Annotated in this window: 23 protein-coding genes; 13 read left to right on the plus strand and 10 right to left on the minus strand. The window is 75.8% G+C overall.

Annotation, left to right across the window (positions count from 1 at the left end):
- From LN037_RS29610 to LN037_RS33955, 9 genes are all read right to left on the minus strand, one after another.
- On the minus strand, positions 1-1164 hold a 1164-nt coding region (locus LN037_RS29610; protein WP_230760258.1), incomplete at its 3' end, for a DUF4192 domain-containing protein.
- Positions 1165-1592: 428 nt separating this feature from the next.
- The gene (locus tag LN037_RS29615) at positions 1593-1787 is read right to left on the minus strand and encodes a hypothetical protein (RefSeq protein ID WP_230760260.1); all 195 of its coding nucleotides are present in this window, start codon (positions 1785-1787) and stop codon (positions 1593-1595) included.
- 100 nt (positions 1788-1887) lie between these two features.
- Complete coding sequence (locus tag LN037_RS29620) at positions 1888-2634, minus strand: hypothetical protein (protein WP_230760262.1); 747 nt, start codon at positions 2632-2634, stop codon at positions 1888-1890.
- Entirely contained in the window at positions 2631-2963 is a 333-nt protein-coding gene (locus LN037_RS29625) for a hypothetical protein (RefSeq protein WP_230760264.1), read from the minus strand. Before LN037_RS29625 ends, LN037_RS29620 begins: the two co-directional genes overlap by 4 nt.
- Positions 2964-2991: 28 nt before the next feature.
- A complete protein-coding gene (locus tag LN037_RS33015) occupies positions 2992-3126 on the minus strand; it encodes a hypothetical protein (protein WP_255695251.1) in 135 nt (44 codons plus the stop codon).
- On the minus strand, positions 3123-4364 hold the full coding sequence (locus LN037_RS34090) for a WhiB family transcriptional regulator (RefSeq protein WP_372460559.1): 1242 nt from the start codon (positions 4362-4364) through the stop codon (positions 3123-3125). Before LN037_RS34090 ends, LN037_RS33015 begins: the two co-directional genes overlap by 4 nt.
- Positions 4365-4393: 29 nt before the next feature.
- A complete protein-coding gene (locus tag LN037_RS29635) occupies positions 4394-4891 on the minus strand; it encodes a DUF3145 family protein (protein ID WP_230760266.1) in 498 nt (165 codons plus the stop codon).
- 75 nt (positions 4892-4966) lie between these two features.
- Entirely contained in the window at positions 4967-5911 is a 945-nt protein-coding gene (locus LN037_RS29640) for a hypothetical protein (protein ID WP_230760268.1), read from the minus strand.
- Between the two features lie 545 nt (positions 5912-6456).
- Positions 6457-11715, minus strand: coding sequence for a helicase-like domain-containing protein (locus LN037_RS33955; RefSeq protein WP_230760270.1), 5259 nt, complete (start codon positions 11713-11715; stop codon positions 6457-6459).
- A gap of 597 nt (positions 11716-12312) precedes the next feature.
- On the opposite strand from LN037_RS33955, the gene LN037_RS29650 reads away from it, so the two are divergent.
- From LN037_RS29650 to LN037_RS29705, 12 genes are all read left to right on the plus strand, one after another.
- A complete protein-coding gene (locus LN037_RS29650) occupies positions 12313-13047 on the plus strand; it encodes a DUF5710 domain-containing protein (RefSeq protein WP_230760272.1) in 735 nt (244 codons plus the stop codon).
- The gene (locus LN037_RS29655; protein ID WP_230760274.1) at positions 13044-13283 is read left to right on the plus strand and encodes a hypothetical protein; all 240 of its coding nucleotides are present in this window, start codon (positions 13044-13046) and stop codon (positions 13281-13283) included. Before LN037_RS29650 ends, LN037_RS29655 begins: the two co-directional genes overlap by 4 nt.
- A gap of 281 nt (positions 13284-13564) precedes the next feature.
- The gene (locus LN037_RS29660; RefSeq protein WP_230760277.1) at positions 13565-13786 is read left to right on the plus strand and encodes a hypothetical protein; all 222 of its coding nucleotides are present in this window, start codon (positions 13565-13567) and stop codon (positions 13784-13786) included.
- A gap of 237 nt (positions 13787-14023) precedes the next feature.
- Positions 14024-14236 carry a hypothetical protein gene (locus tag LN037_RS29665; RefSeq protein ID WP_230760280.1) on the plus strand — a complete coding sequence of 71 codons (213 nt, stop codon included), beginning with the start codon at positions 14024-14026 and terminating at the stop codon, positions 14234-14236.
- Between the two features lie 142 nt (positions 14237-14378).
- On the plus strand, positions 14379-15755 hold the full coding sequence (locus LN037_RS29670) for a MinD/ParA family ATP-binding protein (RefSeq protein WP_230760282.1): 1377 nt from the start codon (positions 14379-14381) through the stop codon (positions 15753-15755).
- Positions 15752-16021 carry a hypothetical protein gene (locus tag LN037_RS29675; protein ID WP_230760284.1) on the plus strand — a complete coding sequence of 90 codons (270 nt, stop codon included), beginning with the start codon at positions 15752-15754 and terminating at the stop codon, positions 16019-16021. Before LN037_RS29670 ends, LN037_RS29675 begins: the two co-directional genes overlap by 4 nt.
- Entirely contained in the window at positions 16018-17307 is a 1290-nt protein-coding gene (locus tag LN037_RS29680; protein WP_230760286.1) for a serine/threonine-protein kinase, read from the plus strand. The genes LN037_RS29675 and LN037_RS29680 overlap by 4 nt, the downstream gene beginning before the upstream one ends.
- Before the next feature lie 14 nt (positions 17308-17321).
- Entirely contained in the window at positions 17322-17888 is a 567-nt protein-coding gene (locus tag LN037_RS29685) for a hypothetical protein (RefSeq protein WP_230760288.1), read from the plus strand.
- Complete coding sequence (locus tag LN037_RS29690) at positions 17885-19330, plus strand: DUF1996 domain-containing protein (protein WP_230760290.1); 1446 nt, start codon at positions 17885-17887, stop codon at positions 19328-19330. Before LN037_RS29685 ends, LN037_RS29690 begins: the two co-directional genes overlap by 4 nt.
- Positions 19330-21918 (plus strand): hypothetical protein, encoded by a 2589-nt coding sequence (locus LN037_RS29695; RefSeq protein WP_230760292.1) that lies wholly within the window; start codon positions 19330-19332, stop codon positions 21916-21918. The genes LN037_RS29690 and LN037_RS29695 overlap by 1 nt, the downstream gene beginning before the upstream one ends.
- 49 nt (positions 21919-21967) lie before the next feature.
- Positions 21968-22864, plus strand: a complete 897-nt coding sequence (locus tag LN037_RS29700) for a hypothetical protein (RefSeq protein WP_230760293.1) — start codon at positions 21968-21970, stop codon at positions 22862-22864.
- 39 nt (positions 22865-22903) lie between these two features.
- Positions 22904-23365 carry a DUF732 domain-containing protein gene (locus tag LN037_RS29705; protein WP_230760295.1) on the plus strand — a complete coding sequence of 154 codons (462 nt, stop codon included), beginning with the start codon at positions 22904-22906 and terminating at the stop codon, positions 23363-23365.
- A 14-nt stretch (positions 23366-23379) separates the two neighbouring features.
- On the opposite strand, the gene LN037_RS29710 is transcribed toward LN037_RS29705, so the two are convergent.
- Positions 23380-23682 (minus strand): hypothetical protein, encoded by a 303-nt coding sequence (locus LN037_RS29710; RefSeq protein ID WP_230760297.1) that lies wholly within the window; start codon positions 23680-23682, stop codon positions 23380-23382.
- 154 nt (positions 23683-23836) lie between these two features.
- Between LN037_RS29710 and LN037_RS29715 the strand changes: the two genes are divergently transcribed.
- Complete coding sequence (locus tag LN037_RS29715; RefSeq protein WP_230760299.1) at positions 23837-24883, plus strand: hypothetical protein; 1047 nt, start codon at positions 23837-23839, stop codon at positions 24881-24883.

Consider the following 24883-nt stretch of genomic DNA (forward strand, 5'->3'; position numbering starts at 1 on the left):
GGCCAGGCGCCCGGTGTCGGGGTCGGTGCGGGCGGCGTGGGCGATGCGGGCGTGGCGGTGGCCGCGCACGACCGCCGCGATCGCGTCGCGGACCTCGGTCGCCCGCGCCCGGGGCCAGTCCGCGGCGGCGGTCTGGGTGGCCGCCTTGACGATCATGTCGCGCATCGTCTGCTGCTCCATGCTCGCGGCGATCATCGTGGCCACCAGCCCGGACAGGCGGTGCTCGGGGTCGGCGGTGCGGGCCCGGTCGATCGCGGCGGTCATGACCGCCCCGCCGCCCGCGCACAGGGCCGCGCACGCGGTGAGGGTGGCGGGCTCGGCGACCTCGGGGGCGGGGGCGGCGCGGGTGAGCAGCGCCCACAGCGCCGTGGCGTCCTCGGCGGTGACGGTGTCGTCGCAGCCCTCCGCGAAGCCCAGGGCGACGTCGCGGACGCGGGGGTCGATCAGGGCGGCGACCATGCCCATCAGGTCGGCCTCGGCGATCGGCTCGCCCCGCCCGACCGTCGCGCACGCCGCGCGCAGCGTGTCGAGGTCCTCCCGGACCGCGCGCAGGTCGCCGTGGCCGGTGCGGCGGGCCACCGCGGCGGCGAGGGCGGCGTCGAGGGCCTGGCGGCGGGCCGGGCTGGCGGCGGCCGCGTCCGGGGTGACCGCAGCGGTGGCGTCCTCGCGGGAGAGGTAGGTGCGGCGCCCGATCAGGGCGGTGTGCGCGGCGGCCTCGGTGGCCGTCGGGTCGGGCAGCAACCCTGCGCAGCACCCGTCGTAGCAGGACCACCCCGCGCCGGGGCGGATCGCGGGCGCCCACAACGACGCGGACACGTCGATGCCGCTCCCGGCCAGCGCCTCACCGAGCTTGTCGATCAGCCACGTGTGCGGCAGCTCGGTGCCCTCGAGGTCGCCGCCGACGACCGCGATCAGCGCCGCGTCCGGGCGCCGCGCGGCCAGGGCGTCGTGGGTGTAGCGCAGCAGCTCCCACGCCCCCTGCCGGTCGGTGGGCAGGTCGCAGCGCATCGACGCGCCGACGCGGCGGCGGGCGGGCTCGCCGTGCATGCCGATCACCACCAGCGACTCACTCGGGGCGAACCCGAACAGCGCGGGCAGCGACGCCAGCAGCGTCTCCGGGCGGTTGATCCGGACGACGGCCTGCGGGGTGGCTTCCTGGGTCATGACGTTCTCCGTCTCGTTCGAGAAGGTGAGACGGGGCTCGGGAAGCGGCACCCGCACCTGGCCGGTCCGGCTGCCATTTCCTTCACCCCGTGGGGCGAGGAGTCGAAGCGAGAAACCGGGCGGGGGTGACCGCAGGTCACCGGCGGGGGTTCCGGCTCGCCCGGACGACGTGGCCCCGATGTTCAGCCCGAGGAACGAGGGCTCGGGGTCACTCGTGCGGCGCGGGCCGGGTTCATCGCCGGCGCAGCCCCCGCCCGGGTTCTCAGACTCGGACGCCCCACGGGGAGAAGGAATCAACAAGATCGCGCCGCGCAGCGGCGTCCGAGAAGGCGCCGAAGGCGCCCCCGGCCGCCCGGCCCTGAGGAGCCCTGACCGCTGCCGGCCGATGACCGACCCCAACCACCGCGGCCGCGGGCGAGTACGCAGCTCTACCGGTCCCGCGGCCGCCGCTCCCGGCGCGCACGTGCCCGCTTCAAGGTCCAGCGGCCGTTGAGCAACAGGCCGAAGCCCGCGGCCGGGAGGATCAGCAGGGGCGGGAGGAAGGAGCCCTGCCAGCCGGTCGCGGCCCCGTAGACGAGTGCGGCGAGGACACCGAGCACGAGCAGGGTGGCTCCGAGCTGCATGGCGGCTTTCGCTCGGGCTGGGGTGTCGGCGGCGTCGCTGAAGTCGAACACGTCGCGCCAGAAGCCCACCCGGGCAGGGAAGCCGTCGCCGCCGTCGGGGTCAAGCTCGGTGCGGGTCGCCGTGGACCAGGACGACGAGCCCAGCGAGCTCGGCGGCGGCGATCGCGTCCTCAGTGGCGGGGTCGCGGCGTGGCCGGCCGGTGGCGGGGTCGCGGGTCAGGGGGAACGCCACGACCACGTCGACCAGGTCGACCAGCTGCGCGGGCTCTCGGTTGGCCGGCTCGCCCGGGTGCCGGCGGCCGTCGTCGGGGCGGGCGGGGCAGCTGAGGTGGTCGACCTGGAGGCCCAGGCGGGTGGCGGTGAGCTCGGCCCAGGCGTCGACGCCGGCCAGGCGCCCGGTGTCGGGGTCGGTGCGGGCGGCGTGGGCGATGCGGGCGTGGCGGTGGCCGCGCACGACCGCCGCGATCGCGTCGCGGACCTCGGTCGCCCGCGCCCGGGGCCAGTCCGCGGCGCCGACGACCCGCACCCGCAGCACGGCCGATCCGGCGCCGGAGACCGCGGCGGTGCCGGCCGTAGGCCGGGTGGCCTCGGTGGCGGCTTCAGTGGCGTCTTCGGTGGCGACGCCGCGGTCGTGGGCGGGGCGCTGCGCGCTGCCCAGCGGGCCGAGCTCGAGCGCGCACGCCTCGTGGACCCAGCGGGGGCCGTGGTCGGGGACCCGGGCCAGGCCCTGCCAGTCCCCGCGGTCGATCACCTCGAGGCAGTGGAGGCAGCGTGACCAGTACAGCGCGACCATCCACCCGCAGTAGACCCTGCGGGGCCGGGTCATCGAACGGGCGGCCTCGTTCATCGCGTTCGCGCCTGCTCGCAGGGTGGCGCGGACGCCGCCGCGGACGGGGCTGGTGCGCGGCGGGCGGCGTCGACCGCCGCGATGGTGACGGCTTCGAGGGCCAGCGCCCGGTCCCGCTGGCGGCGCAGCCGCGTCACCTCCTGCCGGTCGGCGGCCCGTGTGAGCTGATGCTCGAGGCGGGCGACGGTCCCGGCGGCGAACCGGTCGAGCGCTTCGACCAGGGTCAGCCAACCCGGCTGGTCGAACACCGGGCCTCCGGCCGGCCGGGCCGGGGTGGGTTCGGCGACCCCTCGGGGGGTCGGGATCGTGACCTGCGGGTCCTGGGGCATCGCTGTCACCTCCTGCTCGGGGTGGTGGTCACTGCCGGTATCGCTTGCGGCCCTGCCAGGCCTGGCGGGCGTCGTGGCGGCCGCGGGAGAACTCCGCGACCCGCCGTCCGATGGGGACACCCACGAGCAGGCCGAGCACGAGGCCGACGATCAGCATGCTCATCGCCGACTCCTGGCGCTGGTCTCGATGAGGGGCATGCCCTGCTGGTGGCAGGCGACCCAGTGCGCGACGTCCTGGGAGCGCAGCCCGAACCGGCGGGCGGTCTGGCCGCGGGTCGCCTGTCCTGACTCGACCAGCGCCACCGCCGCGACCCGCAGCTCGACCTCCCCGCCGGGCTCCCCGTCGGCGGCGTCGTGTTCGCCGGTGGCCAGAACGTGCACCTGGCCCGGGTCGACGTCGGCGCCCGTCCCGTCGGCGGCGAGGTGGGGGTGGGCGGTGAGGATCGCGGTGATCGTGGCCGCGAGTTCGCGGGGCGACCCATCGGGTGGCCGGGCGGACGGGGTCGGGGCTGGGGCCGCGAGGTCGTCGGTCGGGTCCTCGCCCGGGCCCGTCACCGCGGCGCTCTCGGCGCCGGCCTGGACCGGGCGCAACGCGGTGACCGTGGCGCTGGCGGCGGTGGTGGCGGTGGCCGGGGATTCGGCTGGGGCGGTCTGGAGGGCTCGGTGGGCGCTGCCGCCGGTCCGCTGCGCGGGGACCGTGCTCCCTGCGCGGCTCCCTGCACGGCTCCCGGCGCTGCTCGTGGCCCCGACCATGGACCTGCTCGCTGCCCTGGTCGCTGCCCTGGTCGCGGGCGCGCTGGCGGCGACGGGCGGGGTGTGGCGGGCGCGTTCGGGGAAGGTGGAGCGGGGACCCTGGCGCATCACCCGCTGCGGGCGTGGCTCGGTGGGCAGCCGCGCCGCCATCCCCTCGACCGCGGTCCGGCCTCGCGGCACCGGCGTCGACTCCCGCCGCGACGTCGCCCGGGGCCAGTCGTTCCCGCCCTCGGCCGGCTCCTGGGCGCCGGACTCCAGGTGTGCAGGCGCGGGAGCGAGGGTGGGCGCGAGGGTCTGGCGTTGCTTGCGGGTGCCGACGCCGCCCCAGACCCCGAAGCGTTCGTCGTGGGCGATCGCGTCGGCGAGGCACTGCTCGCGGACGGGGCAGCGCCGGCAGACCTGCTTGGCTTCGGCCGGTGAGCCGCCCTTCTCGGGGAAGAACGCCTCGGGGTCGGCCTGGGCGCACAGCGCGTCGCGGTGCCAGGCGGGGGTCTCGGCGGCGACGGCGAGGGCGGCGTAGAGCTCGCCGGGCACGAGGACCTCGCGGGCGTCGGCGGCGCTGCCGGCGGCGGTGACCCTGTGGCTGCTGGTGGTGGCGTCGACGCTGGCGGTGTAGTCGACGCTGCTCGGGGCGGGCTGGGTGCTCATCGGAGGGGTCTCCTGGTCGGGTCGGCTGTTCAGGGGTGGGCGGGTGTGGTGGCGCGGCGTTGCTGGTCGCGCAGCTCGGCCAGGCGGCGTTGCCAGGGGCCGCCGACGGCGCGGTCGAGCTCGGCGAGGACGGCGGCGGGGTCGCGGCCGGCGGTGATCTGCGCGCCGGCGAACTCGAGGTTGGTGATGACGTCGTCGGCGAGCAGGACCGGGCGGCCGGCGTGGTCGGCGCCGCTGTCGTACTCGCCGAGGTCGGGGTCGATGACGATGCGGTCGCCGTCGTATTCGGCGGTGGGGGCGACGACGATCTCGAAGACTGCGGTCGGGTCGAGGTCACGCAGCCGGTTCGCGAGTTGGTCGGCGATGACGAGGTCCTGGTGGTGTCCGTAGACCTCACCGATTCGCAGGGCCGGGTCGGTTTCGCTGAAGCGGCGCCGGAATCCCTGCTCGCGCAATTCGTCGGACAGGACGGGCTGGGCGTGGGTGCCGAATCGGTAGAACACGATGGACACGGGTACGGCGGACATAGCTCTCCCCTTCGAGGAATGACAGGAATCGCGGAATGGCGGGGGACGCGGCCGGTGAGGCGTGCGTGGTGGCGCTTAGGCGGCGACGGGGTCGCCGGTGTTCTCCGCTGAGCGGGCGGCGTGGGCGGCGTGGGCGGCCTGGGCGGCAGCGGTGATGCGGGCGGAGAGCCCCGCCGCGCCGAGGCGGTCGAGCAGGTCGCGGGCGTCTTCGCCGTCGCGCTCGGAGAACATGACCACGGCGCCGGGGAGGGTCTCGGCGAGCTTCGCCGCGCAGGCCCGTCCGGGGCCGTCAGCGTCGCCGATCACCACGACCTGGTCGTGCCCGCCCAGGATGGTGGCCAGGCGCTCGCAGGGCGGGGCGCCGGCGCCGCCGGCCCAGGTGGTGGCGTACCACCCGGCGCGGTTGAGGGCATCGACCGAGGACTCCGACTCGACCACGAGCACGGTCTCCCCCGCCCCGACCGCCATCGCCAGGTCGTTCTCACGGTAGAGCGGCAGGTCAGCGATCCGGGTGCCGAGCAGCCCGGGCACCCACTCGCCCTGCGGGTTGACCGCGTGCCACTCCACGGCCTTCTCCCCGGTGACGGGGTGGCGCAGCCGCTCGAGGCAGAACCGGGGCCCGTAGGAGTGGAACGCCTCGTGGCGCAGCCCCCGGGCCCGCGGGTGCGCGGTCACCTTCGGCGCCGGGAACCCCACCTGCAGCCGCCGGGTCCGGATCCAGGCCTGGGCGGACAGGCGCGGCGGGCGGGTCAGGTGGTCCAGGGTCAGCCCCAGGGCGTGGCAGACCTCCTTGGTGGTGCAGCCGGCGTGGCAGTGCACCCACACCCCGCCGTCGTCGCGTACCCCGACGCCGAGGCTGGGCGCGTGGGCGCCGGTGCGGGCATGCGCCGGGCACTGCCACTTCCCCGACGGACCCTCCGGCAACGCCGAACCCAGCGCGATGAGCAGCTTCGCCACCCACCGCACCGCCTCATTCCCGGCGCCGTTCGGAGCCGCTGAATCGGTGCTCGGTCCGGTCATGACACACACCTCCTAGGTGATGGTTCCCATTCTATTCATCAAGATCTGATGCCGCCACAATTCCGGGAAGTCGATCAGCACATCTCGATAACGTGGTGGCGGGTCGCGCGCACCGTTTCGTGGTCGGCAACCTATGCGTGGCTTCTGCTGTCGACCCGAACGCGGCTGGACCCGGGATGTGAAGTGGCGTGCGGGTGTCGTGGTGGTCCGGCGACCATTTCTTTTGCCCTGGGGGCGTGAGTCGAAGAGAGGGCCCCGGGCCCGGTCCGCGGTAGCGGACGGGCGGGGGTTCCGGGTGGCCCGGACGGGGTGGTCCCGTGGGCAGCCGACGCCAGGAGGCTGGGACCACCCGGGCGGTGTCGCCCGGGTTCATCGCCCGCTCGCCGGGCCCGGGGTCCTCAGACTCGGACGGCCCCAGGGAAGAAGGAATCAGGGGAGGGCGCGCCGCGCAGCGGCGTCCGCGCGGGCCCGGTAGGGCCCCGGCCGCCCGGCCGTGAGGCGCCCCCGCCGGTTCGGGTGGCACCTCACGGGCCGGGCGACCGGCCTCAGGCGGCCCGCTGCGCCTCCTCCCCGCCGGGCGGCTCGTCGCCGGCCCCGGCGGTCTCGGCGGCGGCGTGGGCGGCGTGGGCGGCGGCGGCTTCGGTGTCGCGGGCGAGCTCGGTCATGGCCTGGGCGAGCTCGTCGGCGCGGCGGCGCTTGTCGGTGAGCTCGTCGGCGCGGGTGAACGGGGCGCCGAGCTGGTCGCGGGCCAGCGTGAGCTCCCGGCGGGTCGTCTCCAACGCCGCGGCGGCGCGGGCGCGGCGGGTGTCCAGGGCGGCGTGGCGGTGCTCGAGGGTGGCGAGCGTGCCGCCGGCGCGGGCGTCGAGTTCGTCGGCGCGGACCCGGACGGGGTCGCCGGGGGCGGCGGTGAACTGCAGGTGGTGCTCGGTGATCGCCTGCCCGGCGCGCAGCTCCCGGGCGACGCTGTGGGTGATCCCGAGCCCGCCGAGCACGGCGCACTGCCCCCACCCGGTCCGCCGCCGCACCGGCTCGTCGAGCGCTGCGGCGAGCAGGGCGGCGAGGTCGGTGGCGAACTCGGCGCGCTCGCGGTAGTCGCGGGCACCGATGCTGGCGGTGAAGCCCTGCCCGCGGGTGGGGCGGCGGGCGGCGAGCGCGGTGTCGAGGCCGGCGAGGTCGGTCTCGCCGCGGTCGATGGCGGTCTCGGCGGTGGTGATGGTGTGGTCGAGGCGGGCCTGGTTGCGCCAGTGGGCGCGCTCGAGGCGGTCCAGGGTGGCGACCTCGGCGTCGAGGCGGGCCTTCTCGATGATCCGTGGGTCGCCGGAGGCCAGGGCCTTGACCTCGTCGAAGGACAGGGTGGCCTCGCCGACGTCGGCGATCTCGCGGACGTCGAGCCGGCCGCGCATGACCTGGCCGATGAAGCGGGCCTTGCGGGCGACGGTCTGCCAGGAGTAGCCGTCGAACGAGCCTTCGGTGACGTAGCGGTAGATCGTCACCTCGGCATACGGGTTGCCCTGGCGCAGGATGCGCCCGTCGCGCTGGTGCAGGTCGGCGGGGCGCCAGGGGCAGTCGAGGTGGTGCAGGGCGACCGCGCGGGCCTGGACGTTGGTGCCCACGCCCATCTTCTCGGTCGACCCGATCAGCACCGCGACCTCACCGGAGCGCGCCGCCGCGAACAGCGCGCCCTTGGCGGTGTCGGTGGTGGCGTCGTGGATGAACCGGACCGCGCGCCGGGGCAGCCCCCGGGCGATCAGCTGCTCGCGCAGCTCGTCGTAGACGTTCCAGCCGGGGCCGGGGGTGCCGAGGTCGCAGAACACGATCTGCAGCGCGCCGGGGGTGGGGTGGGTGGTGCCGTCGGGGCGGGTGAACCGGTCGTCGCGGTGCGCGGCCCAGACCGCGGCGATGTTCTCCGCTGCGCGCTCCACGGTCGCGGGCCCGGTCTGGGGGCGGCCGAGCAGGCGCAGGTCCAGGGCGGCGGCGCGGCCCTCCGAGCAGATCCGCAGCATGTTGTCGACGTGCGGCTCGACCTGCTTGTTGCGGATCGCCTCGGCGCGGGCGCCGAGGGTGCTGACGAACTCGCGCAGCTCGGGCGAGGCCTCGATGAGCACGGTGTGCGCCGCGCGCGCCCCGTCCTCGGGGCGCTCGGTGAGCTGCGGGACGGGCAGCTGCAGGTCCTCGCCGGCCTTGATGTCGGCCGAGACGTGCCACAGCCGCAGCAGCTCGGGGACGCCTGTGAACCGGGCGAAGCGGTCGGTGAGCCGGAACCCGGCCGCGTCCGGGGTCATCTCCACGGTGGTGACGACCTCGCCGAAGGTCGCGGCCCACTGGTCGAACTCCTCCACCCCGGCGGCTTCGAGCAGGTCGGGGCGGGTGTAGCGCTGCATCACGTAGGTCTCGGTGATGCTGTTCGCGATCGGGGTCGCGGTAGCCAGGGTGACCACCCGGGCGCCCGCACGGGAGCGCAGGTAGCCCAGCTTCATGTCCAGGTCCTGCGCGCGCGCCGAGCCCTCGATCGCGGCGCCGGTGATGTTGGAGGGGGTGCGCAGGTTCTTGTAGAGGTGGGCCTCGTCGATGCACAGGTAGTCGATGCCGGTCTGCTCGAACGAGACTCCGTCGTCGCGGACCGAGTCGAGCTTGCCCTTGATCCGCTCGGTCGCCGCGAGCAGCATCCGCTGCACCCGCTTCACGCTCAGGCTCGCCGCGCCGGCGCCCTTCGCCCGCTCCAGCCACCGGGTGATCCGGTCGGTCTCCTCGCCCAGGTAGCGCTGCTGGGCCTCCCGGGACATGGGCAGGCGCTCGAACGCCGACCGGGTCATGATCACCGCGTCCCAGTCGCCGGTCGCGACCCGGGCGACGAACGCGCGGCGCCGGTCGCGGGTCAGATCGTCGTGGGTGGCGACCAGCAGCCGCGCGGCGGGGTAGAGGGCGGTGAACTCCCGGGCCCACTGCTCGAGCATGTTGTTCGGGACCACGATCGCGGGCTTTCTGACCAGCCCGAGGCGGCGCAGCTCCATCGCGCCCATCGCCATCTCCGCGGTCTTGCCCGCCCCGACCTCGTGAAACAGCCCCACCGCGGGCTCGGCGATCATCCGGGCGACCGCGGCGTACTGGTGCGGGCGCGGGGTGAACCCCTGCGCCAGCCCCGGCAGCGACAGGGTGTCCGGGCCGGCGGCGTCGTAGGAGCGCAGCACCACCGCGTTGAACGCCTGGTTGTAGACCCGGCACAGCTCGCCGGCCCGGGCCGGGTCCTCCCACACCCACTCCGCGAACCGCTCGCCCAGCTGCTTGGCCTTGTCCTGGGCGGCGAGGGTCTCGGTCAGGTTGAGCACCTGGCGCTTGACCCCGTCGCGGCCCTCGACGGTGTCGGTGACCCGCACCGGGCGCTGCTCGCACGCCGCGGCGACCAGCTCGGCGGCCGGGCGCCGGGTGGTGCCCCAGGTCTGGGTCGCCGCGACCCCGTGGCGGGCGCCGCGGACCTCCCACACCGCCCCGCCGGGGTGCTCGACGCGCGCCGAGGGGTCGTCGAGGACCTCGCGCATGAACGCCTCGATGTGCCGGGCGTCGATCCACGCCGCCCCCAGGTGCGCGGTGATCTCCCCCGGCCCCAGATCGGTCGGGACCACCGCGCGCAGCGCCGCCACGTTCGGCGCCAGCGCCGGGTCCTGCGCGGCCGCGTCCTGGGCGGCGGCCAGCTTCACCCGCACGTCGCCGGACAGGTACTCCGCCGCCGGCACCAGCCTCCCCCGCTGCGGGTCGTGGAACACCAGGCAGCCCAGCCGGGCCCGGGCGTCGGTCTCGCCGGTCCCGAGCAGCCCCGCGATCACGGCGAGGTCGACCCGGGCGTGCGCGTCGAGGCAGATCGCGAGCGCATCGACCGGGGAGTCCGCCGACCGGCGCGGGGCACGCGGCGCGATTACCCGCCCGCGGAAGATGTCCGCCCGCACCACCGGCCGCACCATCGGCCGCGCGCCGTCGTGCTCGTCGGGCCCGGTGGTGGGGTCGGGGTGTTCGAGGGCGTAGACCGCGGGGGCGTACGGGTCGGCGCGGAACCCGCCCTGGCGGGGCGTGGTGCGCGCGGTGCGCGGCTCCCCGGTGGCGGGATCGACGCGTCCGGTGCGGCGCACCGTGGCGCGGGTGATCGGCCCGAACCGGGCCAGGTAGCGGTCGTGGCGGGCGCCGAGCTCGGCGCGCAGCTCCCGCATCCGCGGGGTCTCGACGCGCTCGCGGGCCTCCAGGTCGAGCAGCGCGACCACGGTGTCGCGCAGCCCCAGCAGCGCCGCCAGCTCCCCGGCCTGCGCGCGCGGCACCTCGTGGCGCACCGGACGGCCCGCCTCGATGCGGGTGAACCCGCCGTCGGGACCGACCTGCAGCAGCCCCTCCCGGGCGTCGAGCGCCACCGGCCGCGCCGGTCCCGCCACCACTGAGACCCCACTGCCGACCCCACTGCCGACCCCATCCCCGGCCCGGGCGGGCCGGGCGGCGGGCGCGGCGGGGGTGAGGGTGAGTCCGGCGGTCCGGGCGTCGGCGACGATCCCGGCCAGGGCGTCGTGCAGCTGCTCGCCGAGTTCGCCGGGGCGCGGGTCGACCCGCAGGCTCCGCGCGCTGTAGGCGCCGTGGCGCACCGCGAACGTCCCCAGGACCCGGCCGGGGTACTCGGCCCAGTACCGGTTGACCCGCACCTTCGGGTCGTCGTGCCCGGGCACCGGCATCGTCGCCTCGAACCCCGCACCCCCGGCCCCGCACTCGGCCCCGCGCGCAGCTTCGCGCTCGGCCCCGCGCTCGGCCCCGCGCTCGGCCTCGGTGCTGGGGTCGTTGTGGTCGTGGCGGCGCAGGACGAGCAGGTCGGTCACCGCCGCGGTGCCGGCGGCGCGCTCGTGCGCCCCGGACGGGAGCCGGACCGCGCCGAGCAGGTCGCCCAGCGCGGCGATCTCGCGGCGCGCGGCCGGGTCGCGGGCATCAAGGGTGAACCGGGAGGTCAGCACCACGACCAGCCCGCCGGGCCTAGTCAGGTGCAGACTTTTGATCACGAAGTGGTTATGGATCACGCGGTTCGCCCGGTTGTACCGCCGGTCGTGCAGGGCGACCTTGCCGAACGGGACGTTGCCCACCACCAGGTCCACCGCTGCCCCGCCGGGCAGCGCCGCGACGGTGGTGTCGGCAAAGGACTCACAGCGCACCGTCGCCTCGGGGTGCAGCGCCGCGGCGATCCGCGCGGTGCTCGGCTCCTGCTCGACCGCGATCACCCGCGCCCCGGGCGGGGCGTGGTGCAGGAAGTTCCCCGACCCGCAGCCCGGTTCGAGGACCGTGCCGCCGGTGAACCCGAGCGCGGCGACGGTCTCCCAGACCGCCGCGACGATGCCGAGGTCGGTGTAGTGGGCGTTGAGCGTCGACGTCGCCGCCGCGGCCATCCCAGCCGGGCCGATCAGCTCCCGCAGCGCGTCGCGCTCCACGGCGAAGCGGGGGTCGGCGCCGTCGAACACCGCCGGCACCGCACCCCACCCCGACCAGCGCGCCAGCACCCGACGCGCCGCATCGTCCGGCGCCGCCCCGGTCTGCTCCAGCTCCGCCAGCATCCGCAGCGCGGCCAGGTTCGCCGCCACCCGCGCCCGCGCCCCCGACGGCGCCAGATCGGCCTGCCCAGCGGGATGCCACCGCCCCCGGGGCGTCCCCAGACACCTCCCCCGCAGCGCCCGCGGACCACGCGCCTCGGCCCCGCCGGCGGCGGTCGCGCCGACCGAGCCAGTGGCCGTGCCGACCATGCCGGCGGTGCTGGTGGGGTTGTTGCTGGTAGCGGGGTGCTGGGTCACCGCAGTGTCCTTCCGACTCACGCGAGACGAGGCGCAGGACCGGCACCGGACCGTCAGGGGCGGCGACCATTTCCTTCGCCCCGTGGGGCGCGGGTCGCGCAGAGTCGGTGGTCGGGGGTGGCCGCAGGCCACGCCCGGGGGTTCCGGCTCGCCCGAACAACGTGACCCCGGTGTCAGCCCGAGGGACGAGGGCTCGGGGTCACTGGTTCGGCGCGGGCCGGGTCCATCGGGCGCTCGCCCCCGACCGGCGGCTCAGACTCGGACGCCCCACGGGAGAAGGAACTCAGCAAGGACAGCGCGCAGCGCCTCGGGTCGGCGCCGCAGGCGCCCCCGGCCGCCCGGCCGTGAGGAGCCCCTCCCCGCCGCCGCCCGGCCGCGCCCCCCGGCGTGCCCGGGCCGCTCGCGCCGCACCCCGCCGCCCGGCGACGCGGCGGGCGGGCCCGCGCCCGCCGGGCCCGGCGGGCGCGGCCCCACGCATCACCATTCATGGGTCTGCGCTCCCGCGGCGACCACCCGTCGACAGCTCGCCGCCCGGTGGGGCGGCGAGCTGTCGGGGGCTCGTGTCACCCTCACCTCTGGGAAGGCAGGTGGGAGCCGATGGCCGCACGCAGCTACCTCGATGTGCCCTTCGCCGACAAGGACGCCGCCAAGGCCGCCGGCGCCCGCTGGGACCCGACCGCGAAACGCTGGTACGCCCCGCGTCCCGGCATGCCCGCCCTCGCCGCGTGGGCGCCGCGCCCGGAGCTGCCCGAGCTGCTGCCCGGGGAGGACCGCACCTTCGGCGACGGCCTCTTCGTGGATTTGGTGCCCTCGAGCTGCTGGTTCACCAACGTCCGCAGCGCCGTCGATCACCGGGAGTGGGACCGCATCCGACGGATGGTCTACGGCCGCGCCGGGCAACGCTGCGAGGCCTGCGGCGCCGGACGCAACCCCGACGGGCGACGCTGGCTCGAGGCCCACGAGCGCTGGACCTACCTGCGCGCCCAGCCCAGTGGGCGGCTGGTGCAGCGCCTGGTGCGACTGGTGTGCCTGTGCACGTCCTGCCACCACGCCACCCACTTCGGGCACGCCCAGGTCACCGGCCAGGAACACGAGGCGCTGGCGCACCTGTGCCACGTCAACGGCTGGACCGAGCAGCAGGCCTGGGAGCACGTCGACGCCGCCGCCGCGAAGTGGTGGGCCCGCTCCCAACACGTCTGGGAGCTCGACCTGTCGATGCTCACCGACGCCGGCATCACCCTCGCCCCAGCGCCCCAGGCCCGCGACCGGGTCGCCGCCGCGGAAGCCGGCCTGCGGGCCGTGCAGCGGACCGGTCGGGGTGGTGAGGCGTGACCGGCCGGGCGGTTGCGCACCTGTTCGCCGCGGTCAGCTTCCTCTACGGGCCCGGGTTCATGGTCTGGGTCGGGGCCAGCTACGTGTGGCCCTCCGGTGACCTGACCTTTCGGCTGGTCTTCCTGGTCTTCGCCGTGGTGTTCTTCTGGCACGGCTTCGGCTGGTCGATCCATCACCTGCGCCAGGCCCGGCACCACGCACGCCGTCGCCGCAGGGACGTCTCGCCCGATCGGTGACGGGGCCGCTCCACGACCCGTGTTCGAACATGTGTTTGACTGCTGGAGTGGGAGCGGCAGCAACATCAGGCGAGGAGAAGGAACGGCCGACGGGCGCCCTGCCCGCCGGATACTCGCGGCACGAGAGCACCGAACCCCAGCCGGTGTTCGTCGACCTCCGCTGCCTCCACGCATCGGGCGTTGCAGCCGATGCAACAGGCACCGACTCCGATCCAGCCCAAGGTGCTAGCGCTGCCGGGAACTCCGCCGCCGGGTTCGTCGGGGTGCACGGGCGGCCGCCGGTGGCCGAGCACCAGCTCGGGCGCCTCGACTTCACCCGCGAGGTGATCGGCCGCCTGCACCACTGGGACCGCGACCTGGACGGAGCCTGGTTCGGGGTCGTGGACTACGTGGTCCCCCGCGTCGGGGACATCCGCGCCGGGAAGCCGGTGACCTGCGGGCTCGTGCCCGCGGCTGCGCTGCGCCCGCGGGCACCGCACGTCGAGGACACGCTGCGCCTCTGACCCCGGCCCCCTCCCGCCGGCGCTCCTCGCGACGGCGCCCCTCGCGAGGCCGTCCCCTCGTGACGGTGACCCCGGATCCGCGGTTGTCACTTTTCTGCTCACCATGGGTGCGGTGCGCGGGTCGGGCGTCACGGCGGTGACGTGGCGCGCCGCGGGACCGCCGGCACACGGCCGCTGCTCGTCGGGCGTCGGCGATCCCGGGCGCCTGCCTGCATCTCAGGACCTTGGAGGAGAGCGATGACCGTCACGACCGGAGCGGCCGCGGAGCAGTCCGCGCTGAGCGAGGGGCAGCGTGACGCCCTGGTCAGCGAGATGTCGCGTCTGCAGCAGATCCTCGAGCCTGATGCGCACCACTGCTTCTGCGGGGACGACCGCATGCTCGTCGAGACGGTGCACGAGCTGCGGGAACGCGTCGAGCGCGAGCTCGGCGACGACGAACCCGAGCTGTGAGTCCGCCCGGCTCACGCCGGGCTGCGGGGGGCTGACGGCGGAGCGGCGCCGAGTTTTTCCCGGCTCCGGGGATCCATTCGGGACAGTTGGCGAGTCTCTAGTTCTGACAGCGCAGATGGACACGCTGCCAGGAGGGGACCCGATGACCACCGCCCGCAGCAGCGAGCAGCACACCAACGGCCATCCCGTGACCGCACCCGGCCCACGCTGGGACCCGTTCGACCCGCCCGCCGCCGAGCAGACCGCGGCGGACCCGGACCAGACCCCGGTGGCACCGGAGTCCGCGCCGGGACCTGCCACGACCGGGTCCGCGCCCCTCGCGGGCTCGGTCGGGGAGGAGGCCGAGGCGACGCAGCACGTCGCCCAGGAACCACCCCGGACACCGGAGCCGGACCCGAACCCAGGGTCGGGGTCGACGGCGACCGCGGGAGACCTCACGTGGGGCGGACCCGGCGAGGGCGTCGGGTTGCGTCCCGGGGACCGGTCCGGGGACCGGCCGTTGGATGCGGAGCTTTCGTCGGCGGCGCTGCTGCGCCCTACGAAGGACGTGCCGCGCACCGGGTGGCGCGCGGCGCTCTATGCGCTGACCGGGGGGCTGGTGAACCCGGGCGCCTCGGAGGCCGACCGGGCGCGGGCGTTGATGGTCGAGCGGGTCAACCAGCGCCTCGCCGGCTGCTACCGGGTCGCGGCGGTCAGCGTGAAGGGCGGGGTCGGGAAGACCTCGACCACGGCGCTGCTCGGGTCGGCGTTCGCCTCGCTGCGCGGGGACCGGGTGATCGCGCTGGACGCGAACCCCGACCGCGGGAACCTCGCCGAGAAGCTGCCAAGCGAGACGACCGCGACGGTGCGCCACCTGCTCGCCGACGCCGCGCAGATCCGCACGGTCTCCGACATCCGCGCCTACACCTCGCAGTCCAAGGCACGCCTGGAAGTCCTCGCGAGCGAATCGGACCCGGCGACCTCGGAGGCGTTCTCGGCCGCGGACTACCACGCCGCGATCGACCTCCTGAGCACCCACTACAACATCATCCTGACCGACTGCGGAACGGGGCTGCTGCACTCGGCGCTGCAGGCCGCGGTCGAGGTCGCCGACAGTCTGCTGATCATCACCTCCGCCTCGATCGACGGGGCCCGCTCGGCGAAGGCAACGATGGAGTGGCTCGAGGCCCACGGGCACCGGGAGCTGGTGGCCCGCTCGGTCACGGTGATCACCGGGGTCGGGGCGCGCAACCACGCGGTCGATCTGGACACCGTCGAGCGGTTCTTCGCCTCCCACACCCGCGCGGTGATCCGGGTGCCGTTCGACCCGCACCTGGCCGACGGCGCCGAGATCGACCTGGAGACCCTCGCCCCGCGGACCCGGGACGCGGTGCTCGAGCTCGCCGCGCTGGTCGCCGACGACTTCGCCCGCCCCGGCCGCCTCGATCATCACCGCCGCCGCACTCCGGCGCTGCTGCCCGGCACCACCACGCTGCCGGGCACCGGCGCCCGGCCCGCCGGCCCCGCCGACCGTCGATGAGCGCGACCTACCCCGCCGCGGACCTCGCGGTCGCCGGTCGCGGCGACGGCGAGGAGCTCTCCCCGGGCTGCTCGTGGCACTGGGAGCTCTACGCCCGGGTCCTGGCGGGGCTGCAGGCCGCAGCCGGTGACCGCGAGCCGTGTACCCCGGAGCTGCTCGCGGCCGCCGAGGCGGTGATGAGCGAGCTCTCCCCGATCACCGAGGTCCTGGCCCGCGTCCCGGCTCCGCGCCGCGCCGGTCTCACCTGTCCGGCGGGTTCCCGGTGACCAGCCCGGACCTCTCCCCACCCGCCGCCGAAGAGATCATCGCGGCGCCCTCGGCGGCGGTCCCCGACCCGCACGACGGCGACGGTGCAGGCGCGTCGGAGGACCTGACGGGGCGGCGGTTGGGTCGCTACCGGGTGGAGCGGGTGCTGCGGGCCGGGTCGATGAGCACCCTGTACCGGGCGGTCGACGTGCGCCTGGACCGGCTGGTGGCGCTGAAGGTGATCTCGCCGCTGCTCGCGGCGGATGAGGAGTTCCGGGCCCGGTTCGTCGACGAGGCCCGCAACATCGCCGCGATCGACCACCCGCACGTGGTGCCGCTGTGGGACCACGACGAGATCGACGGGCACCTGTACCTGGCGATGCGCTATGTCGCTGGCCACGACCTCGCCGAGGTCATCAACGGTCGGCCGCTGCCGATCGCACGCACGCTGGCGCTGGGCTGGCAGGCCGCCGCGGGGCTGGACGCCGTGCACGCCCACGGCCTGGTCCACCTCGACGTCAAGCCCGCGAACCTGCTGATCGCCCCGGGCAGCGGCGGGCGCGAGCAGTTGTTCCTCGCTGATTTCGGGCTGGCCCGCCGCGGCGCCGCCCCCGCGGCCACCGCCGCCGGCGGGTTCCTCGGCTCCCCCGCCTTCGCCGCCCCGGAGCACCTGCGCGGCCAGCGCGTGTCCGCCGCGACCGACCTCTACGCCCTGGGCTGCGTACTGCACACCGCCCTGACCGGGCACCCGCCGTACCGCGGCAGCGTCGACGAGGTCATCGCCGGGCACCTCACCGCCACCCCGCCGTCCGCCAGCGCGGCCCGTGCCCTCCAGCGGCCCGGCCCCGAGCCCGGCCTCGCGGTCGGCGCCGCCGTCGACGCCGTCCTCGCCGCCGCCCTGGCCGCCGACCCCGCGGCGCGCCCACCGAGTGCCGGGGCTCTGCTGGGCGCGCTGCGCGACGCCGCCCACCGCGACGCCCGCACCCCCGCCCCCACGGCCGCTCCCACGGCCGCTCCCCCGCCACCACCCCGCGGCCCGTCGGCTCCCACGACGGCCGGGTCGCCGGCTGGGGCGCCGGCTGGGTCGCCGGCTGGGACGGCTGGGTCGACGTCGGCGGCGGGGCCGCGGTCGGTGCATGCGCGGGCGGTGTCGCGGCGCACCGCGGCGCCGGTGGCGCCGAGCGCGGGTGATGCGTTCACCGCGCGTCGCCCGGCGGCGCGGCCCCGCAACCTCGAGGCCCGGGTCGCGGTCGCGGTCGGGGTGCTGGCCGTGGTGCTCGCGGTGCTGTTGGCGGCGCTGCTGTGAGCGGGGAGGACGAGGTGCGGGTCCGCGACGACGACGCCACGCTGGCGGTGGAGATGCTGCCCGGCGCCCTGGGCACCGAGCTCGACCCGCGGCTGCTGCCCGGCCCGGCGCTGTGGGTGCCCCGCGACGCGCTCGCCGCCTGGGCCGCCGACCCCGGCGAGCCACCGGCGTGGCGCGGGTTCCGGCTGGTCACCGACCCCGCCCACTGGGAGCTGGTCGGCGCGACCGATCCCGGGGTGGCGATCGCGGTCACCGGACCCGCCGCCGCCACGTTGGTCCGCCCCGCGGCCGGGGGCCGCGACGGGGAACGCGCGATCCGCGGGATCGCGATGACTCTGCCCGCCCGGCGGGTCGACCGGGTCGGGGCCCGCAGCTGGGAGCAGGCGATCACCGCGGGGTCGGTGCTGCTGGTGACCAGCGCCGCCACCTGGGACCTCGCCCCACCGACCGACCACCGCGACGCCCTGTCCGCGGGCTGGTGGGCCGCGCACTGCCCGGTGCTGTCCTCCCCACATCGCCCGCTGCCCCACCCCGGGCTGCGCCGCTGGCGCGCGGGCTGGGCTCGCAGGACCCAGCCGTGAGCGCGGGACGACGGGGCCCGGACCGTGTGCTGCCCCGCCGGGCCCGGCTCGCACTGGTCGTGGTGGCCGCGCTGCTGGTCGCCGTCGGGGTCCCCGTCGCCGGTCTCGCGGTCCTCGCCCACACCACCGGCCCCGGCTCGACCACCTCAGCGGCCGCGGTGGCGCTCGCCGCGGGCGACGACGAGTCCAAGGACAAGGACAAGGACAAGGACGGCTCCGGGGACAGCGGCTCCGGGGACTCGAAGGACGACTCGTCGTCGAAGTCGAAGGACGACCAGAGCAAGGACGCCGGCGGCGACGGGAGCAAGGACTCCGGAGACGGTGCCGGGTCCGGGGACAACAGCGAGGGCGGCGACAAGGGTGGCGAGGGGGGCGGGGAGTTCCCGGGGCGGGACAAGGCGGGGAGGGCCGGCGCGGACGAGTACACCGACGTCTCGCAGGTGGCCTCGAACCAGCAGGTCGGGCAGGGCGGGCAGTTCTCCGGCGGCTCCTACTCGTTCTCCTGCCCGCTGTCGGATCACCACAACTCCGACAACTTCATCATCGCCCCGGGCAAGCGCAACGGTGCCCAGCACACCCACGACTACGCGGGCAACAACTCGACCAACGCCGCGTCGGGCACCGACCAGTCCACGTTGGAGGAGTCCTCGACGACCTGCACCAACGGCGACAAGTCCCCGATCTTCTGGCCGGTGATGCGGGACCTGGCCGGGGTCGGCCCGGACGTCGGGCAGGACGGCGGGTCGCTGGACGGCAACGTCGGCTCGTTCATCGAGCCGACCGCGGTGGACTACACCCTCCACGGCCACGGCACCCGCGCGGTGTCGCCGATGCCGCTGAACATAACGCTGGTGACCGGCTCGGCGAAGGCCGCCTCGACCGGCAAGGGCTCGAACGCGAAGTTCGCGTGCGCGAGCAGCCCGGACCGGGTCTCGGACAAGTACATCGCCTGCCCCGCCGGGGACCAGATGCAGCGGGTGTACGACTTCCCGTCCTGCTGGAACGGCAAGGACCTCGACTCCAAGACCCACACCGACCACCTCACCTATCCCGACCAGGACGGCGAGTGCCCGACCGACAAGACCCCGGTGCCGGCGCTGCGGATCACCGTGGGCTACCAGGACCTGCCCGGCCGCTCGTATGCGATCGACTCCTTCCCCGAGCAGCAGCACAACCCCGTCACCGACCACGCCCTGCTGGAGTACCTGTCCTCGGAGTCCCGCGCTCAGGCCGGCGCGAACTGCATCAACGCCGCGAAGAGCTGCTCCCAGGACTCCGGGCAGGACACCTCCCGCGCCGGACGCCTCGGGTTCTCCGATGAGGTCCCGCAGGCGAAGAACTACGACGCCGCGATGGCCGACATGGGCTTCTGGGGCCAGACCCCCACCGACCCGCCCACCGGCTCGGCGGGGGTGGCGGGCATGGCCGGGATGGGCCACTGATGGCTCTGCCGCCAACGCTGCTGCCCGCCCCGGGACGACGGTTGCTGCTGGGGCTGGTGGACCCGCGGGCAATCACCCCGCGGGTCGGGGCGCACCTGGTGCTTGCGGCGCTGCCGCTGCTCGCGATCACCGCGCACGTCGCCGGGGTGTCCCCGATGCACCTCTCGGCCGGGCTGCTCATCGTCCCGGCGACGATCCTGCTGGCCTGTCTGGCGGTGTTCGCCCCGACCCCGGAGGACCGGCTGATCACCGTCGGGCTGCGCTGGGGGATCGCCGCGACCGCGGTGTACGACCTGGTACGCCTGGACACCGTCGCGCTGCTGGGCTGGTGGGCCGACTTCATCCCCACCATGGGCACCTGGCTGCTCGACCTCGACCCCGACCAGCTCGTCCTCGGCGGGGTCGCCGGCTACGTGTGGCGCTACGCCGGCGACGGCGGCGGCCTCGGCGTGGTGTTCGTGGTCCTCACCGCCGCCACCGGGCTGCGCCACCTCGGGCAACGGATGGTCGTCACCGCCGCCGTGCTGTTCGCGGTCGGCCCGACCTGGGGCGGGCTGATCGCCACCGTCGCCCTCACCAGCCGCGGCCAGCAGATGATGTTCCCGCTCACCCCGACCACGATCACGCTCTCGCTGCTCGGGCACGTCGTGTTCGGCCTCGTGCTCGGGTTCGGGATCGCCCGCTGCCCGGTCGACCTCGAGACGCACTGGACCCGGCCCCGCCTGATCGACCTGCCCGCCCTCGACCCCGCCGCCGTCCGCCCCCTGCCCGTCCACGTCTCCGCGGAGCGCATCACGCCCGAGCGGGCGCCGGCGGCCGCGCTCACCGCCGCGCACCCCCAGCTCGGCCCGCCTAGCCCTCCAGCTGCGTTCCGCGTGGCGCTGCCCCCGACGCCGGCCGAGCTCACCATCGAACTCGCGCGCGTAGCCGCCGCCGCGGCACCATCCCGACCCACCGAAGCTCCACCCACCGAAGCCCGCCCCACCGAGGCCCACCCCACCGAGGCCCGGCCGGACCCGCCGACTCCGGGCGGGTTCGGGGCCAGCTATCCGCGGGCGGCTGAGCACTCCTCCGGCCCGCTCCCGCCAGCCGGGTCGCCACCGGCGGCGGGGCTGACCGAGGACCTCGGCGCGCCGCTCGACCCGGACCGGGTGCCCGACGCCCCGGCGTCACTGTTCCCCCCTCCCGGGGACCCCGCCCTGATACCGCTCACCGCTCAGCACCCGCAGCCCCCGGCGACGGGCCCGTCCGGAGGTGGGCTGCCCCGCGGCTGGGTCGCGGCCGCGGTGGGGGTGGCGCTGCTGGTGCCGCTGGCGGCGACCTGGTGGTCCCCGGCGACCCCGGCCGGGTTCAAGGCGTTGTCGTCCTACGCCGCGGTCGCCGGGGTCGGAGCGCTGGCCCTGGCGGTGGCGGTGCTGTCGCGGTCGCGGCGGCTGAGCCGGGCCGCGGGGTGGCCGGCGCTGCTGGGCTGGCACCGGCTGCTCGGCTACGGCGCGCTCACCGCGGTCGCGGTCCACATCGGGGTCGTCGTCGCCACCAGCCCGACGAGCGTCGGCCTGCTCACCCCGGTCGGGGCCTCGGCCCCGATCGCCGCCGGGCTCGCCGCCACCGCTCTACTGCTCCTCACCGCGGTGGTGTTCTCCCGGCCGCTGGCCCGGCTGCTGCCCCACCGGGTCCGCCGCGCCCTGCACGTCACCGCTGCTGCCGCGGTCGCTGCCGTGACCGCGCTGCACGTCATCTGGATGCACACTCCCGACACCGTGGCGGGTCTGCTGTGGACGGTGCTGCTCGCCGCCGCCCTCGCCGCGGTCCTCGCCGTCCGGTGGCTGCTGCGGCCCGGGCGGGCGCGGGCGATGCTGATCCACACCACCCGGCGTGAACCCGGCGGGCTGATCACCCTGCGCCTGGTCCCCGCCGCCGGCCCGGATCACGGGCTGCGGTTCGCCCCGGGCCAGTTCGTGTGGTTGCGCCGCACCCGCTGGCCCCGCCCCGCCGGGGAGCATCCGTTCACCATCGCCTCCTCGGCCTGCGAACGGCGCTTCCTCGAGTTCACCATCAGCCCCACCGGGCCGTTCACCCGCCGCCTGGTCGCGCTCACCCCCGGCGCCACGGTCTACCTCGACGGCCCGCACGGCGCCTTCACCGCCGACCGTGCCGAGACGGTCGACCCGGCCGCCGCGCTGAGCTCGACCACCGCGCCGGGTGGGCTGATCCTGATCGCCGGGGGCTCCGGGATCGCGCCGATGCTGTCGATCCTGCGGACCCTCGCCGACACCGGCGACCACCGCCGACACCGCCTTGTCGTCTCCGCGCCCGCCCGCCCCTACGCCGCCGAGCTCGACACGCTGGCCGAGCGGCTGCGCCTCGAGGTCACCTGGCTCGACGGCCGCTGGATCGACCCCGCCCTGCTCCGCGACGTCCTCGCCGCCGACCTCCCCGGCCACGACCCCGTCCACACCAGCGGTGCTGCGGGTCTGGGGCGGCTGGGGTTCTTCGTGTGCGGGCCGGACGCCGTCATCACCGGGGCGCTGGCCGCCCTCGACCGGCTCGCCGTCCCCGCCACGGCGATCGCCACCGAACGCTACTGACCCGCCGCGACCGATCCACCGTGCCGCCGACGATCAGGAGCAACCAGGCGTGACCCAGCACCAGCCGCGCGACCACGATCCGCGCAACCACGACCCGGGCGGCACCGACCCTGTCGATCCGCCCACCGACCCCGGCACCGGCTACGGGGCGGTCCCGCCCGGCTGGGCCCCCACGGCCGCGGGGCGCGGAGCGGGCCCGGCGTCGCGACGGGTGCCGTGGTGGCGTCAGGCGCCGCCGTGGCTCCTCGCCGCGGTGGCCGCGCTGCTCGTGGTCGTGCTCGTGCTGCTCGCCCGGCTGCTCGCCGACGGCAACGACGTCTCCAGCGCCACGCCCGCCGCTCCGGCCCCGGCGGCCGGACCGGCGGCGCCGGCGTTGCCCGACCCGACGTTCGAGTTCACCCGCGGCGGCTACCGCTACTCGATCGGGGTCGGCCCCTTCACTCCCGCGGTCTCCGCCCGCGGCGCCGCGACCCGCTCCGCCCCACCTGGGCGGCACTTCCTCACCGCCCCGCTGGTAATCCGCAACGACGCCCAGGACCGCGGCGCCCCGTCCCCGCTGAACTCCAACGGCGCCGCCCCCACCATCTGGGTCGGGCTCGGCGGCGCCCCGGTCCTGGCGCCGGTGCACGAGAGCTTCGGCAGCTTCATCGCCGCCTCGGACTGCGTCAACGACCCGAGCCGGCCCACCGGAAACGGCAACCCGCCCCCGGCCTACCGCGGCATCGACCCCGCGACCTGCATCGTGCGGGCCAGCGTCGTCCCCGCCCGCACCGTCAGCATCCTCGAGGACGACACCGAGCTCCCACCCGGCGGGATCATCGAGGGCGTCGTCACCACCATCGACCTCCCCGACGACGTCGCGGTCGGGCCGGTCACCGCCTGGCTGAACAACGACAGCGGCCGCTCCCCCGCCGGCAACTACGCGATCTTCGACCGGATCAGCTGACCGGACCCCCGGTCTTCACCTCCAGGAGGACCCGCACCGATGCGTTCCCCGACCGCACGCCCGGCCGTCGCCCGCACCGTGCTCGGCGGCTGCCTGGTCGTGCTCCTCGCCCTCGGCACCGCCGGCTGCGGCAACGGCTCCGCGCCCGCCCCCACCGCGAACCGCGCCGCCCCGCCGGCAACCCCCACGAGCGAACCCGCGGGGACCGAGGCGACGATCCCGTCCCCGGAACAGGCCCCACGCCTGGACCCCGCCCAACGCGACGCCGCGTTCACCCAGGCGCTTGCGAGCAAGAACCTCCAGGTCGGTGACGAGCAGACCCGCACCACGGTCGCGGAGTCGGTGTGCCAGGCCCTGGACTCCGGGGTCACGGTGTCCGCGCTCGCCGAGCAGCTGCAAGAAGCCCTCGGCGGGCCGACCCCGGAAAACACCGGATTCATCATCGGCGCCGCCACCGCGATCTACTGCCCCGAGAACCTCCCCAAGCTCAAGGACAGCTAGCCGGCTCGGCGGGATCAAGCTGTCAGACCCGGGCTCTCGCCGGTGGAGGGGTCAGCCGGACGCTGCAGTCGCCAGCCCATCCGGTGCGCGACGGTCCCGGTGAGCACGCCGAGGACCAGACCGAGCAGCGGGAGCGCCCACAGCGAGGGCAACCAGTTCAGCTCGAAGCTCGCCTTCGGGATGAACCCGCCGGGGCCCAGCTCCGGCACGTAGGCGAAGAAGCTGATCTGACCCAACGGCAGGACGTGCACCAGCACCGCCGCCGCCAACCCGACCAGCGCTCCGAACGCCCCCGCCGTCGCCCCCAGCTTCCGCATGAGCTCATCCTGCTGGCCCTCCTTCGGCGCTCGGACCGCCGGGTGCCGCGCTGGGGTGGACCATGTCGGGGCACATCGAGGCGCGGGATGGTCGACGTCGAACAGGGGGCTGCGGGTGCTCGCCAGTAGCGACAGCGACGGTGGTTGGTGGCCCGTGCCCGCCGTCGGTGCGCTGCTCGCGGGGTTGGTCGCCCTCGCCGTCGACCTGTTGGCCCCACCCGGGGTGGGGTCGACGCTGCTCATCGAGGCGGTCGTCGCCGTGATGCTCGCGCTGTCCGCAGCGGCGGTCCTCGGGTGGCGCCGGACGCGGGCCGACCGCCCCGACCTCGAACTCGTCGGTGGCCCGGCGCCCGGGACCAGGGTCGAGTTGGTGGGGCTGGGGCGCTCGTGGCCGGACGACGACACCGAGGCCCTCGCCGAGGTCCGCGACGTCGACGTCGTCTGGGCCCGGCTGTACCGGCTGACGCCCGTCCGGCGCCGTGAGATGCCGGTGGTGGTCGCTCACCGCCCGGGACCCGACGAGCCCCACGAGCCGATGGGACGCCCGTCGCGGGCCGCGCGCCGCGCCCGCCGGCTCCAGCTACGCGAGACCGCCGCCGACGGCCAGGAACGGGCCGGGCGGGTCCTGCTGCTCGAGCACCGCACCGGCACCACCGACGACCTCGACACCGACCCCGACCGCGACGGGGAGGAGGGCCGGGCGGTGGTGCCAGCAGAGCTGCCCGGTGAGGTGCCGGCGGTGGTCTTGCGGTTGTTCGACCGCGACCAGGGCCGCCCGGTCGCCGGGGCACACGCCTACCGCCGCCTCGACCTCGACGACTGGGTGGTGCCGACCGCGACCCACACGCTGTGGCTCCGCGCCGCGCGCACCCGCCGGCTCACGCCGCGGGGACGACCGACACGACGCACGTTCGTCGACGACGACGACGACAACGCGGGATACGTCGTGCGGTCCCGGCGGCGCCCGAAGCGCTGGGAGTTCACCGCCCCACCCGACCTGGACATCGATGCGGTGCTGCTGTGTCTGTGGCTGGTGCACCTGCTCGACGTCCACACCCTGCTCGGCCGGGGTTGGGAGCCCGACGGGCCGGAGTGGCGCCCGGTCGAGGAGACCTTCCCCGCACGGGTCGGGCCCGGCGGTTTCGGCGACGTCCACCTGCCGCCAAGCGCCCACCCAGGCGGCGGAGGCGGCGGTAACTGA

The sequence above is a fragment of the Actinomycetospora soli genome (assembly GCF_021026295.1).
Lineage (GTDB): Bacteria > Actinomycetota > Actinomycetes > Mycobacteriales > Pseudonocardiaceae > Actinomycetospora > Actinomycetospora soli.

Bases quoted from the DNA above. Each gene is read 5' to 3' on its own strand.
- LN037_RS29675 (WP_230760284.1), top strand. From the start codon at position 15,752: ATGAGCGCGACCTACCCCGCCGCGGACCTCGCGGTCGCCGGTCGCGGC.
- LN037_RS29620 (WP_230760262.1), bottom strand. From the start codon at position 2,634: ATGAACGAGGCCGCCCGTTCGATGACCCGGCCCCGCAGGGTCTACTGC.
- LN037_RS29670 (WP_230760282.1), top strand. From the start codon at position 14,379: ATGACCACCGCCCGCAGCAGCGAGCAGCACACCAACGGCCATCCCGTG.
- LN037_RS33015 (WP_255695251.1), bottom strand. From the start codon at position 3,126: ATGAGCATGCTGATCGTCGGCCTCGTGCTCGGCCTGCTCGTGGGTGTC.
- LN037_RS29625 (WP_230760264.1), bottom strand. From the start codon at position 2,963: ATGCCCCAGGACCCGCAGGTCACGATCCCGACCCCCCGAGGGGTCGCC.
- LN037_RS29695 (WP_230760292.1), top strand. From the start codon at position 19,330: ATGGCTCTGCCGCCAACGCTGCTGCCCGCCCCGGGACGACGGTTGCTG.
- LN037_RS29615 (WP_230760260.1), bottom strand. From the start codon at position 1,787: ATGCAGCTCGGAGCCACCCTGCTCGTGCTCGGTGTCCTCGCCGCACTC.
- LN037_RS34090 (WP_372460559.1), bottom strand. From the start codon at position 4,364: ATGAGCACCCAGCCCGCCCCGAGCAGCGTCGACTACACCGCCAGCGTC.
- LN037_RS29705 (WP_230760295.1), top strand. From the start codon at position 22,904: ATGCGTTCCCCGACCGCACGCCCGGCCGTCGCCCGCACCGTGCTCGGC.
- LN037_RS29635 (WP_230760266.1), bottom strand. From the start codon at position 4,891: ATGTCCGCCGTACCCGTGTCCATCGTGTTCTACCGATTCGGCACCCAC.
- LN037_RS29710 (WP_230760297.1), bottom strand. From the start codon at position 23,682: ATGCGGAAGCTGGGGGCGACGGCGGGGGCGTTCGGAGCGCTGGTCGGG.
- LN037_RS29650 (WP_230760272.1), top strand. From the start codon at position 12,313: ATGGCCGCACGCAGCTACCTCGATGTGCCCTTCGCCGACAAGGACGCC.
- LN037_RS29665 (WP_230760280.1), top strand. From the start codon at position 14,024: ATGACCGTCACGACCGGAGCGGCCGCGGAGCAGTCCGCGCTGAGCGAG.
- LN037_RS29640 (WP_230760268.1), bottom strand. From the start codon at position 5,911: ATGACCGGACCGAGCACCGATTCAGCGGCTCCGAACGGCGCCGGGAAT.